Source organism: Agrobacterium sp. 22-226-1 (assembly GCF_053522345.1).
Window position 1 is genome coordinate 1 of record NZ_JBNWCP010000031.1, and the last position, 18,236, is coordinate 18,236.

General features: G+C 51.4%; 15 protein-coding genes. 8 read left to right on the plus strand and 7 right to left on the minus strand.

What is annotated here, in order from left to right; translation table 11 throughout:
• Window positions 1-191 precede the first annotated feature (191 nt).
• The 6 genes from ACQZ5K_RS26370 to ACQZ5K_RS26395 all read right to left on the minus strand — a co-directional run bounded on the left by ACQZ5K_RS26370 (window position 192) and on the right by ACQZ5K_RS26395 (window position 6,540).
• Entirely contained in the window at window positions 192-1,325 is a 1,134-nt protein-coding gene (locus tag ACQZ5K_RS26370) for a nucleoside-diphosphate kinase (protein ID WP_448741983.1), read from the minus strand.
• A gap of 18 nt (window positions 1,326-1,343) precedes the next feature.
• Window positions 1,344-2,297 (minus strand): UDP-glucuronic acid decarboxylase family protein, encoded by a 954-nt coding sequence (locus ACQZ5K_RS26375; protein ID WP_448741984.1) that lies wholly within the window; start codon window positions 2,295-2,297, stop codon window positions 1,344-1,346.
• 145 nt (window positions 2,298-2,442) lie between these two features.
• Complete coding sequence (locus ACQZ5K_RS26380) at window positions 2,443-4,194, minus strand: ABC transporter ATP-binding protein (protein ID WP_448741985.1); 1,752 nt, start codon at window positions 4,192-4,194, stop codon at window positions 2,443-2,445.
• A gap of 17 nt (window positions 4,195-4,211) precedes the next feature.
• On the minus strand, window positions 4,212-4,691 hold the full coding sequence (locus ACQZ5K_RS26385; protein ID WP_448741986.1) for a VOC family protein: 480 nt from the start codon (window positions 4,689-4,691) through the stop codon (window positions 4,212-4,214).
• Window positions 4,688-5,938 carry a tetratricopeptide repeat protein gene (locus tag ACQZ5K_RS26390; protein ID WP_448741987.1) on the minus strand — a complete coding sequence of 417 codons (1,251 nt, stop codon included), beginning with the start codon at window positions 5,936-5,938 and terminating at the stop codon, window positions 4,688-4,690. Before ACQZ5K_RS26390 ends, ACQZ5K_RS26385 begins: the two co-directional genes overlap by 4 nt.
• A 2-nt stretch (window positions 5,939-5,940) precedes the next feature.
• Window positions 5,941-6,540 carry a flavin reductase family protein gene (locus tag ACQZ5K_RS26395; protein WP_448741988.1) on the minus strand — a complete coding sequence of 200 codons (600 nt, stop codon included), beginning with the start codon at window positions 6,538-6,540 and terminating at the stop codon, window positions 5,941-5,943.
• A gap of 99 nt (window positions 6,541-6,639) precedes the next feature.
• Here ACQZ5K_RS26395 and ACQZ5K_RS26400 point away from each other — a divergent pair, with 99 nt between their 5' ends.
• The 8 genes from ACQZ5K_RS26400 to ACQZ5K_RS26435 all read left to right on the plus strand — a co-directional run bounded on the left by ACQZ5K_RS26400 (window position 6,640) and on the right by ACQZ5K_RS26435 (window position 17,539).
• A complete protein-coding gene (locus ACQZ5K_RS26400) occupies window positions 6,640-7,530 on the plus strand; it encodes a VOC family protein (protein ID WP_448741989.1) in 891 nt (296 codons plus the stop codon).
• Window positions 7,527-8,840, plus strand: a complete 1,314-nt coding sequence (locus ACQZ5K_RS26405) for an NAD(P)/FAD-dependent oxidoreductase (RefSeq protein WP_448741990.1) — start codon at window positions 7,527-7,529, stop codon at window positions 8,838-8,840. Before ACQZ5K_RS26400 ends, ACQZ5K_RS26405 begins: the two co-directional genes overlap by 4 nt.
• A gap of 191 nt (window positions 8,841-9,031) precedes the next feature.
• Entirely contained in the window at window positions 9,032-10,597 is a 1,566-nt protein-coding gene (locus ACQZ5K_RS26410) for a M28 family peptidase (RefSeq protein ID WP_448741991.1), read from the plus strand.
• Window positions 10,594-11,709 carry an outer membrane protein assembly factor BamB family protein gene (locus tag ACQZ5K_RS26415; RefSeq protein WP_448741992.1) on the plus strand — a complete coding sequence of 372 codons (1,116 nt, stop codon included), beginning with the start codon at window positions 10,594-10,596 and terminating at the stop codon, window positions 11,707-11,709. The genes ACQZ5K_RS26410 and ACQZ5K_RS26415 overlap by 4 nt, the downstream gene beginning before the upstream one ends.
• A 723-nt stretch (window positions 11,710-12,432) precedes the next feature.
• Window positions 12,433-13,206 (plus strand): hypothetical protein, encoded by a 774-nt coding sequence (locus tag ACQZ5K_RS26420; RefSeq protein ID WP_448741993.1) that lies wholly within the window; start codon window positions 12,433-12,435, stop codon window positions 13,204-13,206.
• 137 nt (window positions 13,207-13,343) lie between these two features.
• Entirely contained in the window at window positions 13,344-14,027 is a 684-nt protein-coding gene (locus ACQZ5K_RS26425) for an amidohydrolase family protein (protein ID WP_448741994.1), read from the plus strand.
• Between the two features lie 18 nt (window positions 14,028-14,045).
• Window positions 14,046-15,332: an aspartate aminotransferase family protein gene (locus ACQZ5K_RS26430; RefSeq protein WP_448741995.1), complete on the plus strand. Its 1,287-nt coding sequence runs from the start codon at window positions 14,046-14,048 to the stop codon at window positions 15,330-15,332.
• A 263-nt stretch (window positions 15,333-15,595) separates the two neighbouring features.
• Complete coding sequence (locus tag ACQZ5K_RS26435) at window positions 15,596-17,539, plus strand: GTP-binding protein (protein WP_448741996.1); 1,944 nt, start codon at window positions 15,596-15,598, stop codon at window positions 17,537-17,539.
• Window positions 17,540-17,851: 312 nt separating this feature from the next.
• Here ACQZ5K_RS26435 and ACQZ5K_RS26440 read toward each other — a convergent pair.
• The coding region (locus ACQZ5K_RS26440) for a KH domain-containing protein (protein WP_458575406.1) at window positions 17,852-18,236 on the minus strand (385 nt) is incomplete at its 5' end.

Here is an 18,236-nt window from a genome sequence, read left to right on the forward strand (position 1 = left end):
CTACCGTCGGCCAGATCGTCACGCTGTTCGAACCGCAAGAATGCGCCAACTACTTCAAATCGTGCGGATATGACCCCGAGTAAAGCGGACGCGCTCTAGCCAACGACAATCAAGAGATCGACGAAACAGCCCGCGCGCATGATCGCCCCACAATTCCTCATGCTCCCCTGCAAGCAATTTTACGCCGACTCTCAAATATTGAGGCGCATGTGGGATGTATTGTTAAACATTTCGCATAAGGCTCCATTGTTTTCGGTGCCAATCATAGGTCTGAAGGCTAGCAAAAGATCCTCTTTATAGTGTAAATTGGTTTCTATCATCAACTCATCCCATCTATCGGTCGCCATGCCGTGGTGATGGAACAACGAAAGCGACTTGGTAAATGATGTTCTCGACAATGCTAGAAAGTCCATAAACCGCAGAAGCGCGTGAACAAGGTCCGGATTCTTCCAGGCGGTGAAATCAGTGGTAGCGATTTTATCTTTAATAACTAGCAACTCGGCCGTCAGCGATGTGATCTTGCTCGAGGGACCTCCAGGACCAAGAGTTATCGTCTCCAGCATGCTGACCAGAAAAATGGCGCGCGCCTCCTCCGCAGCTATCGTTAGGGCCATGCGCATAGCGGTCCGCACAATTGCCGAGGGAAAGCAGGCGTCGGTTTCACGGCGATAGAGTTTCGGAATAAGAGTTTTTATTTGTTGAGGTATTTTCCAGTGCTCTAAGCGATCAGCTTGGTTTAACACAGCCGCAATCTCGGGCGGTGTCGAGAAAATCTGCCATTCCCGCAATGTGGACAGCGGCTCGTCCGAGCAATGAATGAAATTCAAGGGCCGCGATGGAGCGTTGAAGTCATGTCGAATCTGACCAGGCGTCGCCGCATATGGAATTGATGGTCCCTTGATGCGGCTCATCACTTCGTATGCTGTGAAGTCAGCGGATCGGCTCCTAGCAATCAATAATATCGCAGAAGAAAACCCATAACCTTGTCGTGATATCCACCAACTGCCAATCATGCTTTTTGGATTATGAACACTCAAATTGAACTTGTACAGTTCTTCGAATTGCCACTCCTCAACACGTTGCAGCAACTTCCAAGATACAATTTCTAGATCAGAATCTATGATTTTCTGAATAATTGGCAGTGCTTTTCCAGATGCTAGTGCGTCTGGCTTCAGCATGATAAGCAACATTTTTTTCGCAGCTTGAAGCTGTTCAAGCGTAAAGTTCTGAACGAGATTGTTCTCCAAGTATTCTTGATGTTTTCCGGTCTGGATGAATTCGCTTTGATCGGAGAAAAAGTGCTCTGAAAATTGTAATATGTCCATTATTGATCTGACCCACTCTCAGGAGTTGTGCGCTGATATATGATGCGTGACGCCCGAAAAGTATTCAATCGTCACTGTCAATCCCTCTCTGAGCGACGTTCTGGGTCGCCAGTCTAGATTGGCCATCGCTCGAGATATGTCTGGACGCCGGCGCTTCGGATCATCTGTAGGAAGCTTTCTGAAAGCCAACTGTGACGTGCTTCCTGTCATCTGCAGTATCTCTGTGGCAAGTTCCACAATAGGAACCTCCTGGGGGTTTCCCAAGTTGACCGGCCCAACTACCGAGCTCGGAGAATCGCCAAGACGTAGGAGACCATCGATGAGGTCGGCGACAAAGCAAAATGATCGCGTTTGTGAACCATCTCCGAAAATGGTAATAGGTTTGTGAGAAAGCGCTTGAACGATGAAATTGGATACCACTCTCCCGTCGTCGCTTGCCATTCGGGGCCCGTAGGTATTGAAAATCCGTGCAATCTTCGCGTCGATGCGCTCGGTGCGTCTGAAATCTGATATAATGGCCTCCGCGCATCGCTTGCCTTCATCATAGCACGCTCGTGGCCCGGTTGGGTTGACATTGCCCCAGTAGTCCTCTGGTTGTGGATGAGTTTCCGGATCCCCGTAAACCTCCGAGGTAGACGCTTGAATCAGAAGGGCTCGTTGGCGATGAGCAAGTTGCACCGCGTTTTTAGCTCCCAACACATTTGTTAATACCGTTTTAAGTGGATCGCTTTGATATGCTGGCGGGCTGGCAGGACAGGCCAAATTGAATATCTTGTCGACCTTAAAGTCGTACTCCTCAGTGACGTCGTGACAAAAAAACGTGAAATGCTCCAAGTTTAACAGGTGTTCTACGTTCGACAGACTGCCTGTAGAAAGATCATCAAGACAAATTACCTCGTGATTTAATCTAAGCAGGGCGTCACATAGATGGGAGCCCAAAAACCCGGCACCGCCAGTCACAAGTACTTTCACGTAATCCTCCTATGCATCAGGCAGTCATTCGCACGCGCTGTATCAAGTCAGTCTTTTCGCCAAATTCGGATTGCTAGAGGCAGGTAGGAACTTGCGTGGTGATGATTAGAGCGTTTTCCGCAGGCCCCAACCCAGTTCTGCTAGATCATCCGACGGCGGAGGCCATGTCTCGCGGCTTTTGTTGTGTGACTGACTGAGCGGTACAGAGGCGGAAGTAAACCCCTTCTCGGGCGAACAACTCCGCGTGGGTACCTTGTTCAATGATGCCTCGTTGACCGACCACAAATATTTTGTCTGCTTGGCTCACCGCCGACATCCGGTGGGTTATTGTCAGTGTGGTTCTGCCTTCTGCCAACTCTGCAAGCGATAATTGAATATCTCTTTCCGTCTCTGCATCGAGCGACGACGTTGCTTCGTCGAAGATGACAATTGGCGGGTTTTTTAGGAAAATGCGGGCGATACTCACTCGCTGGCGTTGGCCACCAGACATGCGCAGGCCACGTTCGCCGACGAGCGTATCCAAACCATCTGGAAGCCCTTCGATGAACGTCCAAAGATGAGCACGCTTAGCGGCTTCAATGATCTCGGCCTCACTAGCTTGGAGGTTCCCGTAGGCGATATTCTCTCGAAAAGTGGTGCCAAACAGAAAAGTCTCCTGCTGAACGATCCCAATTTGAGACCGAAGCGAGTTTAATGTTACGCTTCGGACATCGTGACCATCAATAGTAATGCGGCCCGACGAAACTTCATAAAACCGCGGAAGCAACGCGCACAGGGTAGTTTTTCCAGCGCCGGATGATCCGACAAAAGCAACCTTTTGACCCGGCTGGATGTCGAAATTGACGTTTTTAAGAACTAAACCTTTGTCAGGATAGCCGAAAGTGACATTTTCGTAGCGGATGCGACCGCGCGGAGGAGGCATCTCCTTAGCATCAGGTGCATCTATGATGTCGGGCTCTGTAGCCAAGAAGTCAAGATAGCGTCTGAAGCCAGCTATCCCGTTTGTGTAGGACTCGAGGACGGCTATCATCTTTTCTACAGGCCTAGTGAACACACCAGTTAAAAGAATGAAACCTACAAAACTGCCGTTGGATAAATCACCGTTTATGACAAAGTAGCTGCCTAGGACCATCGCAATGATTTGTACAAACCGTGAACTTAGATAGAGCGATGAAGCACTTGCGGCCAGGTACCTATAGGCCGAGAGTTTTGCCTTCATATAGGCGTCATTTTCTTTGTCGAACAGAACGCGCTCATGTTCTTCATTGGTGAACGCTTGGACGACTCGAATGCCACCAATGTTGTCTTCGATTCGTGTATTAAAGTTGCCTATGCTATTAAGAATTCGCTGCCACGCAGATTCCATGCGTCGGCCGTACCGAGTGGTAAACCAGACGATCAATGGCGCGATAAGACAAATCACGAACGCGAGTTCTGTATTAAGGAAAAACATTAAGATCATCGCGCCGAAGAAAGTTATCGCCGCCATGAAAAGGTCCTCAGGACCGTGATGCGCAAGCTCTCCGATCTGCTCAAGATCTTTCGTCACGCGGGCGAGCAACGGGCCCATTTTGGTACGGTCATAGTAGCTGAACGAAAGCTTCTGCAGATGTCTGAAAGCTCTCTTCCGCATCTCGGTTTCGATCCGGATACCAAGTGCGTGACCCCAATAATTGACGATGTACGTGAGTCCGGCGCTCATGAGATATACAATGCAGAGCGCTAACCCGGCTAACATAACGACATTGAGGTCCTGCTTCGGCAGAATCCTCTCAATAAACATGGCCACTGCAATCGGAAAAGCTAGCTCGAGTAATCCCACTATTGTTGAACACACGAAGTCCAGCACGAATAGTTTTAAATTGCCTTTATAGTAAGCAGCAAACTGGCGTATCATCGTGTTATCCTACTATGCTATTCAAGAACGTTGTTCGGTCGCATTGAATCAATACCGCCGCCTCTGTTTTCAGAAATCTCAATCTTGTATCCATTGGGATCAAAGAAGTAGATCGACTTTGATGAATGGTATTGAATTGCGTGATCGTACGCGGTTGCCACATTATGCAACTTCAGTGTCTCAAGAACGGCGTCAAAATTATCGACGACGAGTCCGAAATGCGTAATTTCCAAACCCTCGTTCTTCACTCCTTTACCTTCAGCAAACTCGTGTAGGCAGAGATAAAGCTGCGCCTCATTTCCAATGATCGCCCATCGGACCATCGCGCGCAGTCCGACTTCTTTTAGGCTGAATCCGAAGACCCTGCGATAGAACTCTATGCTTTCCTCCAGGTTGGCCACATCCATTTGGATATGGTCAAAACATTTAATGGAGATGCGTGGATACTGAGGTACTTGGGTGGCTGAATCCACCGTCAGGCCGGCAACTTGGTTCATGCGATCATCTCCTTGTGAGCATCAGTCAAAAGGCCTTGCTGGTTCCAGTTCTCGATCCTCTTTGTGAAAGTAGGTACAAGATCTGGTGCGATACGGCGGGCAGCGAGAAGTGCCTGTAAACCGGCCGAGATATTGCTCGGGTCGAGTGCAAGTGTGGCTTCAAAAGCTGGCAGAGCTTCAGAAAGCCTCTCTTCTTTCGCTAAGCAGGCACCAACCATATAGTGAGAGAAGGTAAGGCGAGGGAGGCCGACTTCGAGGGCCTTTTCGTAGCACTTCAAGGCCGCCGCATAGTTTTCTTGAGCGAGATATACCTCGGCCAGCTCGTGGTAAGAGATGCTCCACAGAGGGTCCATTTCGATGAGCCTCAGGCCAATCCGCTCAGCCTCATCGAGATCCTTTGCAAGATGGATCATCTCTTTCAGGCTTGATTCAAGCACAGTCTTTCTCGCCTCAAAAACATTCGCTTCGTCGATCCACCGGTAACCGTCGGCTTCGTGAGCGAATTGTTCGGCTAATCTCATTATTCTCCGTGTTTCCGCGACTTCACCATTCTGCGCAGGTATCATGGCGTACGCACGATGGTAGCTAGACAGTGAAATCTTTTCTCTACAGTCTCGCCCAATTCCAAGGGCGGTCACCGCCTTGTCGCCACGCGCAACAAACCACTTGAGTAGGGAAGAGGAAACACCGCCCGTTTTGATGTTCCAGACTATGGCCTGCGCAGAAACATCTAAGATACGGTGATCAGGCAGTTCGCCGTCGTCGATCAGCGCTTTCAGCATAGCGAAGTCATCATCGTGGGATGAAACCAGACCAATCCGATTTTCGACCGCGAACTTTATCAAGTAGTAGAGGGCGACTTCAGGGGGATAGAGACGGTGTATAGGAACCGTTGCAAGTACCTGGATCGCCGTTTGGTAACGCGCGGTCGAAGCCATAGCAGCTGCAAGATTTACCCGCTGGACTGGTGTCGCGACGTCCGTCAAGTCTAGCAACCACTTCAGCCGAGAAGCCGTGGCTGCGAGGCTGTATTCGAACGAGTTGATGTGATCGACACTCATTCCTGACAGAGCAGAGACCTCCAAAAGAACAGAAGGCTCTAGGAACTGCGTCGTCGGGTAAGGCACATCATCAAAATTGTGAAGATTAATCGCTTGCGCAACTGTTTGGCACCACTTGCTTACCGGTTCGCCCGTCAATTCGCAGTTCAGGATAGTATTGGCGAAGGCGTCGTTGGTATTGATCATGATTAGGGCCTCGTTTCTGGACGTTCAAAGGTATGAATATCTGTTCCGGTGACACGGAAACGCCCGCCTGACGTATGGTGGAAGGTACATTGCTCCTGCGAACTGAACGAATACTCACCGTCGCGGAACACGTCGCCATCCGCCCAAGCCGCAACAACATCCGCAATGTACAGATCGTGTTCATCCTCAACCGAGTGATTGTCCGTAAGGCGGCACTCTAGGCAGGCGACAGAGCCCTCGATCAGGGGCGCACTGACATTTTGGGCCTCGCGGAGCCTCATTCCTGGCAACGAGAACTTGTCCAAAGAGCGTCCCGTGGTGGTTCCCAGCAGAAAGGTTAATTCCATCATTTTCGCGGTCGGGACGTTAATCACGAACTCTCGCGACTGTCTGATTAACTCAGTCGTGAATGAGGAGCCCAAGACTGCGACGACTTGTGGCGGTCTCGCATTCATCGGCGTGATCCAGCCGACGGCTTTTGCGCTTCGCGCTTCCGAGGTCTGGGCTGTGATTATGGTGGTTGGGCCGTGGCTGATCAGCTTGCTAGCTTTAGAGATTTCAACGGGTTGCAACATCAGCATCGCTTCCTTCAGTCGTCGCAATGGCATCACCCATAGAATGTACCACTATAAGATGCAATAGAAAAATGTATTCGCGGTTAGGTTGACATTAAATTTTTTCGGTGGCAGATTTCTCTTCAATTGCTGCGTGTCCAAATTGGTGACGGCCTGAACGAAATGAAAACAACCTATATAGATCATGTAGTTGTCACTATTCCTGCGGAACTCGTCAAAACGACCCTCGACCGATTTAGCAACGCTGGATTTCAAATATATGACAGTAATTTTATTAGGCCTGACGGAACTGCGAGCTCTTTCATCACGATGAATGGCAGCTATATCGAGTTATCTTGGGTCTCCGACGTAGCCCTATTCGAGGTGATGTCAGACGCATTCGCCAAAGATTGTTATCTCGATGAGAAGCCCATCGCAGTGTGTGCCCGCGTGCACGACGCGCGCGCAGCACATCAGGCTATTTCTCTCTCGGGCCTGACTGTTCCGGAGCCAGTTGATCATTGGGCTCCGATCGGCGGCAAGATGCTGCCAGCTTGGCGTGTCCTAACTCCGAAGTTAAGTGACACTCCAGGCGCTAGACTACATCTGGTCCAATACCTCTTGCCCCGGAACGCAGAGCGCTTCTTTGTCCAAAGTGAGAATGGAGTTTCGGGATTAACCGGTGTGACCCTGTTATCTCCTCGGCCCGAAGATGATGGAGAAGCGTGGAGGTCTATTCTTTATCCTGTGTTCACCGAGAAACTTCGTTGCGCGGGTCGTTGCATTGAGCTTTCAGATCAGCGCCTCACATGGGAGAGTTCGGGGCCAGAGCAGGGGGAACAGCACTTAGTTTCTCAGGATTCGAGGAAAACTGCTCGGATCACTAGTATTGAACTCGCGTGCGATAAATTTGATCTGACGAGGGCTTGGCTCGAAGCCGCAAATTTCACCTGCATTGAAAGGAACGCAATCTCGGGAAAATACAAGCTGGAGGGTTTATCAGGGCTTGTAATTGGGGTCCGCCAGGTGAACCAATGAGAACGGATTATGAAACACACTTTCACCGTATCACGCCGATAGCACCAAAAAAACAACATCTTAACGGGCTTTTTGATGCAGATGTTGTCGTTATAGGTGGTGGACTTGCTGGACTGTCCTCAGCTTTGAGCTTGGCTGAGCGCCGTCTCAACGTATGCCTCGTTGAGGCTAAAACCGTGGGGGCGGGCGCGTCCGGCCGTAACGGTGGCCATGTCCTCCCAGGGTTTGATCTCAATCTCTCCACTCTTGTCAAAAAAGTCGGAACGAACGCCGCCGCTGAACTATACAATTTAAGCGTGGAAGCAGTTTCCTTGGTCAAGGAGAGAGCTAGTTCGATTTCGGTTGCCGATGAATTGAGCCTGAGCAGCGGTCTCCAAGCGTGCTCACCATACCTCGACTACGACACCGCAAGTCGGCGTTTAGACTGGTTTAGAGACCACTTTCGAGGAAACCGAGAAGTATGGGACGCGGAGAGAACCTACGACCAGTGGCGAAGTACCTTGTACCGAGCATCTGTTCACGACCCAGACTCATTTACGCTTAATCCTCTTGCATATGCGCGGAAACTCCAAAGCATGCTCAGAGGGATGGGCGTCCAAATTTTTGAAGACACGCCGGTCTCCTCGATCACTCGAGTGCCCGGTGGGCTGATTGTTCATTGTAGTAGCGGCAACATCACATGCGATCAGGTTGTCGTTTGCTGTTCAGCGTCTCCAACCGCGCCGATCAAGCCGTTATCAAAGGTCCAGTTCGCCCTTTACTCTTACATGCTCGTGTCCGCTCCGGCCGGTAAATCTCTTGAAGACGCAATCAGGTCTACCGTAGGAGTGATGGATTTGCGGCATTCGTTCGCATACTACAGACCACTAGAGGATGGGCGGCTGATCTGGGGTGGGCGCTCCGGGGCGCGATGGACGCCGTCGAAGATTGCTCAACGCCTTGGGGCTGATATCCGCCTAACTTACTCGCAGTTAGCCGATTTTCATGTTGAGTCGGCTTGGTCAGGACGAATGGGGTGTACACTTAGTGGTATGCCACAAATCGGAAAACTGAGTGAACGGATTTGGTTCAGTCAGGGTCACGGAGGCCACGGCTTCGCAAGCACCGCCTTAGCCGGGGAGATAATTGCTTCCTCTATTTTAGACAAGAGCGATAACTGGCGACGCTTCGAACCGTTCACAAGTCTTCCAACGGTTGCCTCCTATTTCCAACTGCCAGCTATAGCCTTTTCCGGTTGGAGAGCCGCGCGTGATCGCGTGGCGTTAAAAGGCAGGCAGCGGAAAACTCATCGAGTAAAAATAATATATTGACAAGTTTATTTGGAGACATAATATGGTTATGCCAGATCAATATAAGTAAATCTGGCATAATCTAACGTAAGGAGATAGATATGATTAAGTTCGAAAGCGCAAATATCAAAATCATGTCCTCTATGTTCATGATTTAATATAGTAGGGGGCGCATGGATATATCTTTGCGCCCCTGAAATATTGAGATATATATGTATATCAAGGGGAAGCAATTGGAATATTTGCTAGGGTCGCACCTGAAGTCTATGTCATCCGATTACTTCGCTGGTCGAAAAATTGGCACGGTCGGCGCCGCGCGCACGCGCGATTGGCTCAAGGAGCAGATGAGACTTATCGGGCTGTCGCCCCTAGCAGCTCTCGGCGGGTTCGAGCAACGATTTGAAGTCCTCAAAATTTCGAATGCCGGTTCCCCGTCTGTAACAATCATGACGAGCGGCGGGAGGGCGTCAGAGCTGTCCGATGCGCCTTCAGCTGTGATCTGCAACTACTCCAAAACCCCAACGTGGATTTGCAACTCTATCCCGTTGGTATTCGCAGGTTATGGCGTCGTTTGTAGCGATTTTGGCTGGAACGACTATTGCGAACTAGATGTAGAAGGCAAAGGCGTCGTTGTACTCCCTGGTGAGCCCAAGAACGGAGGCTCCGTAAGTTACTGCGGTCGCTGGGTACACAAGTGCAATGAAGCTGCCAAAAGAGGCGCGGGCGCAGTCTTCCTAATCCACGATGAAGCTGCGGCAGGATATTCACTTGATACTGTCCGCACATCACTGGCCGGTGAGGTGTTTAGCTTAAGCCATCCTTCATCTCACGATTTGATGCCTCAACTCGTGGTGTGGATTGATAAAGCGCTTGCATTAGAAGTTTTCCCATCTCTTGCGCCAGCTTTAGCTGGTAATCTCGGAGATGCACCCCCGGTGAAAGGCGTCATCAGTGACGTGACGATGAGTGTTGATCTAACCTCCGACCTACACGCCGTCTATGGTTCTAACGTTGTGGCACGTTTGGAAGGAAACGAACGTCCAGACGAGCATTTGCTTTTTATGGCGCACTGGGACCACCTCGGGGTGAAGATCGACGATTTGGGCAGGCCTCAAATCTTCAACGGCGCGGTGGATAATGCATCTGGTGTGGCCATGCTGCTTACGTTAGCCGAAATCCTGGCGAGGGGTGAGCCACTGAGTCGGTCGGTCCTATTTGTCCTTACCGATGGAGAGGAGTATGGCTTCCTTGGGGCACGTGCCTTTGTCCAGCAACAACCAGTCCCGTTGCACAACATCATCGCTGGTGTGAATATAGACACCTATTTGCCACTTGGCAGAACAAAAGATGTTAAGATTGTTGGTTGGGGAACGACCGACCTAGACATCGTAATTTCAAGCATTTTAGCCGGACAAGAAAGGTCGGTTACAGAAGATGCGGCACGGACTTCAGGTAACTACTTCCGTGGCGACCATATTTGCTTCGCCCAAAGAGGAGTCCCGATTATTCAGGTGGTCCCAGGTGATGATCTATTGTCAGGCGGGCGAGATGCTGGTCTTGCGCTCAAGCGGGAATTTGTCCGCACACGATATCATACACCCGCAGACAAGTTTGACTCAAGTTGGGATTTAGCGGGTTTATTGGAGGATCTCGACGTTCTCGCAAGCTTCACTCGCGTGCTTGGCAATAGCTCATTCAAGCCAGTAATAGTTGATCGAGCACCTCTCGGCGAGTGCGAAGCAGGAACATCGACGCGCTTCTCGATGAGGCCGTCATGACGGGCACTCGCAACGTTTGGTATAAAGGCTTGCAATCGCTTCGCAATCCATCGCCTCATACATTTGGAGAAAGAGACTTTAGAAAGCCGCCACTGCTTGTTGAAACACTTGAATTCCGTGACCGAATTTGGAGCATTCCGTGCGCCCTAAGCAAGAACGAAGTAGTTTTCGGGTCTTGGGAGAATGCTATACATTGTGTCTCACTGACCGAGACTAGGGAAATATGGCGACTGTCGGTGGACGGACCAGTTTATAGTTCTCCCGTCGCTGTCGGAGACGGAACCTTCGTGGTCGGTTCGGAGGATCATCATTTGCGTAGAGTGTCTGCGCAGGGTTCTGTGATTTGGAGTTTCCAATCCGGCGGGCAGTTTCACAGCACTCCTCTGGTCGATACAGGTAGGGGCATTGTCTACGCGGGAAGCTATGATCAGAACGTGTATGCGTTGAACCTAGAAAATGGGTCTTGTATATGGCGAAAGGCGTTTCCTTCGAAGGAAATCGACCAAATATATAGCTCACCTTCACTTTCACATGACGGATCCATCATCTTTGCTGCCGAAAATACCATTGTCTGCTTAGGACCGGAAGGAACTTGCCGTTGGCAGACACCCACAGATTTTCTTATAGAAGGGACGGCCGGACTCTGCTTCCAGGAAAACAGCGGTCTCGTCGGTACAGACGGGGGAGGGCTTATCTACCTCTTCAATCTAGATTCCGGGCGACTTCTCGCAGAGCATAAAACTGAAGGCGCCGTCAATTCATGCCCCGCTATCAGTACGAGTGGAATAGGCTGCGTCGGCAGTGATAACGGATTTGTCTACGGCATCTCGATGCGAGACGGTAGAGTTCTGTGGAAGACTTTGATTGGCGGAGGTTTTCGTTACACTCCTTTCACAATAGTTTCGGACGACTTGGCTCTCTTCGTCGGAATTGATGAGCAAATTCATTGTTTAGACATAGCAACAGGGGAACCTCTTTGGAACCTGAAGCCAGAGCAAGGCGTCCATTCTGCGCCTCTGGTAACAGCGGACGGATGGCTGGTTGCCGGCTCACACCGTAACGCCCTGTTCCTCTATTCGTGGGATGAAAAAGGACTATCAGATGCGTTATAGCAAACCGTCGATCTTGGCTGATTTGGCTGGGCCGCACTACTCCTGTTTCGCCGTAATAGACGTGGATGAGTTCCATGAAAGTTTTTTGAGGAATTTAGCTCGGTCAGAGTATCTGTCGTTTGGACCTCACGTCCTACAACTTCGCCCAAACGAGGTGTCCATCTGGCGATCGATCCTTATCAGTGGCCAGTCCGATGACGACACGGCTCTCACTATAGAAGTAACGCCGACAAGCACGGCCGACGATACGCACGATCTCGATATATACTTTAAGAAAAGACGGTCCGATTTCTTCGGGAATACGACTCTATATAAATGTAAGGCAGATCTATCATGTAACCCGTCACCAATCGAACTTCCATCCCTTGAGGACGTATCCCTCACGAGGCTGGCTTTTACGACTTGCTTCGAAATCAAGACCGTTGGGCGCGGACAGATGTTCGCTTTTGATGAGCAGATGCCGGATCGATTGATAGTTCGGGCAGTCTCATTGGATTCTTCACAAACTAGTAGTGAACAACTCACCCATTTCATCGTAGAGTTTGGCTGCCGAACCAGCAGTTGTGCTGAATATTTTGATAGTATTTATCGTTCAAGCGATTTTGTTAAATCTGCATGTATTGCCTCGAACTTATATGATGCATTGATGTATCTCCCAGAGGGAATTGAGCAACGCCAGACGTCGCTTTTCTCTTTATTTTCAACGCGATAGAAGGCTCCGCTATGCTGACTCGGCAGGACGTAAGGACACCACTCGAAATCAAATCGATGATTGAGAGAGAAGCGAAGTTTGTTGCCGCGGACTGTCGCGATGATAGAATATCACTCCTCGATTTGGATAGGGCATTTGGATCTTTTGATCTGAAGTTGATCCGGCGTCGGCAGATTCATTCTCATAATCTTTATTACGACACGTGCGACCACGTTCTAGCGCGTGCAGGAATAACCCTACAGACATCGTCTACTGATAAAGGTGTACTTCGAGTAAAGTACTTGATGGATACATCACCGCCATTCAACCTTTACCGCGAGATTGAAGCGCATAGTTCATGCTCTTCAATTGACCTCACGAATCCCCTGCTTTGGATTAATCCTGCATATTACGAAGTCAATGAGAGGGTAGTGGTGCTCACAGGAAAGCCGCTTTTACGTCTTCTGCAGAAGTATCCCCTCCGAGAGGTGGCCTCCGCCCAAGCGGAGCGTTTCTATTTTCAAATTGAAGATTTAAACTTGGAAGAGCGCCGTGGAATGCTTGACCGATTTATATTACTCGTAATCGATCGCGTGGCCGGCAATTTTGGCCAAAAACCTTGCACCTTCGCTGAGTACGAGGTTGAAGTTGTCGACTGGTCATACCATTGGGAGGACATAGCGGCGCGTGCGGCCCAAGCCTTGGAGCGTCTTGGGCTTTCTAGCTCTCCAGTATCAAAGTATGTGCGTCTTTACCACTTAGTTGGCGACAACTCGCAATCGGTTATTGCGCAACAGACAAGATAGTGAACGGCTCCCAAATGACGAGTGGATTCAGGATCTTTGACGCGCATTTCCACTGCGACGATGGCTCGAGGGCGTTCTCGCCGGGCGGTGTAGAAAGTACCCAATTCGCCGACGAATGCCGCACAGCAGGCGTTGTTATGGCTGTCACAGATTCTGTCCGGTATGATAGAGCGTGGTTAGTTTCGTGTCCCATTCCGGTTTTCCGTCTTGCTGTTATTCGACAATGCGATCCCGATCTAGACGCATTGCAGGCAGAGATATCCGACCCTATCGTTTGCGGTATCAAGTTGAATACCGGCTTTCTCGATATATCAGCAGATGATAACCGGCTCAGACCGCTCTACCGTCTCGCCGCGCAATACCGGTTGCCTGTAGCTGTTCATACCGGGGATCCAGGATGGAGCGGCGCTCGGCTCAAATATTGCCACCCTATGGTTTTGGACGATGTTGCCAAGGCACACCGCGAGACATCCTTCATCATGACACACAGCGGTAACCCGTGGATCAGAGAGGCCGCCGTAATAGCAGCGAACAATCCAAACATCGTATTGGAATGCTCCTCGCTCATTGAAAGCCTAACGCCGGGAGCCATGGGTGACCGAAGCAACCTGCTCGTATGTGACCAGATTAAATTCCTAGCCGCCTACTTGAATGATCCCTCCCGCATCATTTTCGGTTCTGGCTGGCCTGACCTGTCGATCTCTGAGTACGCTGAATTAGTAAAACGAAGTCTTCCTAAGAGTTGGTGGGAGGCCGTGTTTTTTACCAATGCGATGCGTACCTATCGGCTAAACCCGTCAGCGGATGTGAATTCTGTCTAGGAATAACGAGTTGTCATCATGCTAACAGAGCTTTTTGCCAGACGCGCATCGGAAAAATACCGGCTGAACAGGCGTCATGTCAATCCGCACGTAATTAACATGCTAGAGCAGACGGGCAAGCTAACGGACTTCGTTCGCGGCAAGGGTGCAATGCTTTATGATGCGAATGGCGACGAGTATTTCGATCTTCACAGTGGTTCGGGTGTCTTCCTTCTGGGACGTAACCACCCCCGAATTGTGCAAGTTCTTCAGGAGGCGATGGCACTAGATCTACCGTCATTGTCTCAACGGGACGCTTATCTACCGGCTGGGCTCCTTGCCGAAAAATTAGTCCAGTACTCCTCCCATCTGCAGCGCGTCTTCTTCTGTAATTCCGGGACCGAGGCCACCGAAGGGGCTATTAAGTTTGCAAAACTGGTAACAGGCCGAGATGGACTGGTTTTTTGCGAGGCTGCATTCCATGGGCTGACCTATGGCTCACTATCGATAAATGGCGACGAAGGATTGCGAAGAGGCTTTGGAACTCTGCTGCCTAATTGCTTTTCCGTTCCGTTCAATGATCTTGAGGCATTGGAGGCGATTTTGGCCACCAACGAGATTGCCGCATTCTTCGTCGAACCTATTCAAAGTAGTGGTGCAGTTACACCAGAGGGCCAGTACCTGAGGCACGTCGCAGATCTCTGCAAGCAACACGGGACACTGTTGATCGTTGATGAGGTGCAAAGCGGAATGGGCAGATCCGGCCGCTTTCTCGCCTCTCAGCACTACAACACTGATGCGGATATGGTTCTTTTGGCGAAAGCGCTATCTGGCGGGTTCGTTCCCTCAGGCGCTATTTTGATGCGTGAGTGGATAAGCGACGTTATCTTCGACCAGCCAGATGGACGGCTGCTTCATGGATCGACATTTGCACGTAATGACCTAGCAATGGCAGCAGGAATAGCTGTCCTTAGTATTATCGATGAAGAGCAACTAATGGACCGTGCCACCCTCATCAATGAGATTTTCCTAAACTCTTTGGAAATCCATTGTCGACAAGGAGGAAGGCTGCGAAAAATACATGGAAAGGGAGCTATGGTTGGTTTGGAGTTTGCCTCACCCACAGACGGAGGCTGCGATCCGAAACTAGCCGTTAGCGTGAGCAACTATCTTTTCCGGCGTCATCGCATCATATGTGACACCTCGTCGAGTAGTGAAGGGACGCTCATTTTCCGACCGCCCCTTATCACCGAGAAAACTGATCTTATCCGGCTCGTTGAGATATTGGATTCTCTGCTGGAGAAGTCTGAAGTTCTGACGATGTAGAGAAGCTAACGATTGTCCATTTAGCGCCCCCGTTTGGTAGCGGCGAGTACAGTTTCATTCAGCTTACTACGAGAATAGCTGCACCCACCTTTTGACCCGAATCAAAAAATCACTGTCCTTGCAACGAGATCGAACACGATTTTAAGGTCACCAGGAGTTCTCCAGAAGATGAATTATGATCACGATCATTATATCGTAGAGGTCCCAATGCGCGGAGCCGTTCTCACGAAAATCAGTTCGAATTTCTGAGAAGTTGAGGGTTCATGCGCACTATGAATCTGGGCATCCTGGCCCATGTGGATGCGGGAAAAACTAGCCTAACCGAACGTCTCCTTTTCGACGCCGGCGTCATTGACAAGCTCGGCAGTGTCGATAGCGGCAACACCCAGACCGACAGCCACGAGCTGGAACGGCAGCGCGGGATCACGATCCAGGCCGCCGTTGTCTCCTTCAACCTCGGAGATACGGTGATCAATCTCATCGATACGCCCGGCCATCCCGATTTCATTGCGGAAGTCGAGCGGGTGCTCGGGCTCCTGGATGCCGCCGTCGTCGTCGTTTCTGCGGTCGAGGGCGTTCAGGCGCAGACGCGGGTGCTCGTGCGGGCGTTGCAACGGCTTTCCGTCCCCTTCGTCTTCTTCGTCAACAAGGTCGATCGCCTCGGAGCGCGTTATGAGGAGGTGCTACAGTCCATCCCCGGTCAGTTACCGCTCCGCCCGATCGCCATGTCATCCGTCAGCAATGCCGGCAGTAAACTTGCTGAGGTGGTGGTTCTCGATCCGCGCCGAGAACCACTCTTTACCGCCCTGTGTGAGGCTTTGGCGGAGAACGACGATGAGCTAGTCGGCGACTTTCTACAGGCACCTAATCGTCTGACCGCCGAAAGGCTTGAATGTGCACTGCGGAAACAGGTCGCTGCCGGCCTGGTACAACCGGCGTATGCCGGCGCTGCGGTGACCGGCGTCGGCGTGCCGGCCCTGGCGTCGGCGATTGCTGGCTTGTTGCCTGGTCGCCGTCTCGATCCGAAGGCGGCAGTCGCCGGCAAGATTTTCAAGATCGAGCGGGGATGGGGCGGCGAGAAGCTGTGCTATCTCTACCTCTCATCCGGCACCGTTCAGCTCCGCCAATATGTGAATCTTCCCCAAGGACCGGCGCGGATAACTGGAATCCATCTTTTTGAAGCCGGCAGGGTTCATAGCGCTGACAGCTTCAGGGCGGGGCAGATCGCTCGCGTCAGCGGTCTCAACAGCGCCCGGATCGGGGATCACGTAGGTACCGATCTCCTCGCAGATATTAAACCCAATTTTGCTCCGCCGACGCTGGAAACTCGCGTTCAAGCGCAGCGTCCGTCGGAGAGTGCGGCGCTCTGGCTCGCGCTAAACCAGTTGGCTGAACAGGATCCGTTGATCGACTTGCGCAGGAATGAGGATACGAATGAGATGTTCGTATCCCTCTATGGCGAAGTGCAGAAAGAGGTCATCCAGTCGACACTGGCAACGGATTTCGGCGTTGACGCGACGTTCGAGGACAGCACCGTCATCTGCGCAGAGCGGCTCGTCGGAGCAGGTAGCGGCGTTCAGGCTATTTTTAGGGAGCCGAACCCCTTCTTGGCAACTGTCGGCCTCCGCGTCGAACCACGACCAGAAGGGGCAGGGAACAGTTTCGCTCTGGAAGTGGATGTGGGCCAGATGCCGGCGAGCTTCTACCGGGCGGTGGAGGAAACCGTGTTCGAGACGCTCAGGCAGGGCATCTTCGGCTGGCAGATCATCGATTGCCACGTAGCAATGACGGCCGCCGGCCAGAGCTCGCCGTCGACAACTGCAGCCGACTTCCGACAATTGACGCCCTGGGTCTTGGCGGACGCGCTGTTGGCGGCACGAACCATCGTCTGCGAGCCCATCGACCAGTTTCATCTTGAAGCGTCGGCGGAGAGCCTTAATCGCCTGCTGACTGCGCTTGCCAAATTAGGCGCAGTGATCAGAGAGACGGCGATTTTGGATGGTATGTTACAGCTGGAGGGCTATGTCGCGTCCGAAAGGATCCAGGCCATACAACAGCAATTGCCGGGCCTTACGAGCGGCATAGGAACCATGGAGACATCCTTCCATCACTACGCCCCGGCAGCCGATCCACAACGTTCCCGCAGGCGTTCCGGCATCAGTCCATTCAACAGCCGGGAATATCTGCTCCGCTTATCTCGAAAATAATGATCTTTATGAAGCGAAACTGGCTGCATTGATCGTTCAGAATAATCTCCATCGCAGAACTCGGCATATTGGGATCAGAACAAGAGCAGTCCGAAATCGATGGGATGGAAGGCTCCCGCTCCGCCGGTGCTAGGATGGCATCGGTTAGGATGGACAAACCGGGAGCGTTCAAATGGAAGAGATCTCTACTGTTGGCATCGATATAGCGAAGTCGGTGTTTCAAGTTCATGCGATTGATCACGGCGGCAATGTAGTGGCTTTGCAATCCTCTTTGCGATCGACAGCAAGCTAATTAATGAAGCCGGCCTAGACTTACAGTCGCATCCGCAGGCCCTGGGTCTGGCCGAATGTGAGGGCCTGCTTTTCGACCAGTTCAGCATGATGGGCCCGCTCGACCAGTCCGGTCACCTGTTTGATGCGGTCGACGGACAGGGCATCGTCCGGTGTGATCCGGAGTTTTTGGAAATCCCCGTTGCGCAGGCTTGACGTACCGAAGCGTTTTCGCAGGGCGTTGTCGATGCCTTCCGCTTCCGTGAGCGCAGTGCGGCCTTCTGCCGAGTTCATCATCTGTCTCACGAAACCCGGCTTCTGCGCATAAGGCAGGGCGTCAAGGTGAGTGAGGATCTCCTCGCTGCGCGGTGTGAGGGCAGGGACCTCGACGACATCGCACCTCTTGCGGTCCCATGTTTCCGATTTG

Bases quoted from the DNA above. Each gene is read 5' to 3' on its own strand.
- ACQZ5K_RS26370 (WP_448741983.1), bottom strand. From the start codon at position 1,325: ATGGACATATTACAATTTTCAGAGCACTTTTTCTCCGATCAAAGCGAA.
- ACQZ5K_RS26380 (WP_448741985.1), bottom strand. From the start codon at position 4,194: ATGATACGCCAGTTTGCTGCTTACTATAAAGGCAATTTAAAACTATTC.
- ACQZ5K_RS26385 (WP_448741986.1), bottom strand. From the start codon at position 4,691: ATGAACCAAGTTGCCGGCCTGACGGTGGATTCAGCCACCCAAGTACCT.
- ACQZ5K_RS26390 (WP_448741987.1), bottom strand. From the start codon at position 5,938: ATGATCAATACCAACGACGCCTTCGCCAATACTATCCTGAACTGCGAA.
- ACQZ5K_RS26405 (WP_448741990.1), top strand. From the start codon at position 7,527: ATGAGAACGGATTATGAAACACACTTTCACCGTATCACGCCGATAGCA.
- ACQZ5K_RS26410 (WP_448741991.1), top strand. From the start codon at position 9,032: ATGTATATCAAGGGGAAGCAATTGGAATATTTGCTAGGGTCGCACCTG.
- ACQZ5K_RS26415 (WP_448741992.1), top strand. From the start codon at position 10,594: ATGACGGGCACTCGCAACGTTTGGTATAAAGGCTTGCAATCGCTTCGC.
- ACQZ5K_RS26420 (WP_448741993.1), top strand. From the start codon at position 12,433: ATGCTGACTCGGCAGGACGTAAGGACACCACTCGAAATCAAATCGATG.
- ACQZ5K_RS26425 (WP_448741994.1), top strand. From the start codon at position 13,344: ATGGCTGTCACAGATTCTGTCCGGTATGATAGAGCGTGGTTAGTTTCG.
- ACQZ5K_RS26430 (WP_448741995.1), top strand. From the start codon at position 14,046: ATGCTAACAGAGCTTTTTGCCAGACGCGCATCGGAAAAATACCGGCTG.
- ACQZ5K_RS26435 (WP_448741996.1), top strand. From the start codon at position 15,596: ATGCGCACTATGAATCTGGGCATCCTGGCCCATGTGGATGCGGGAAAA.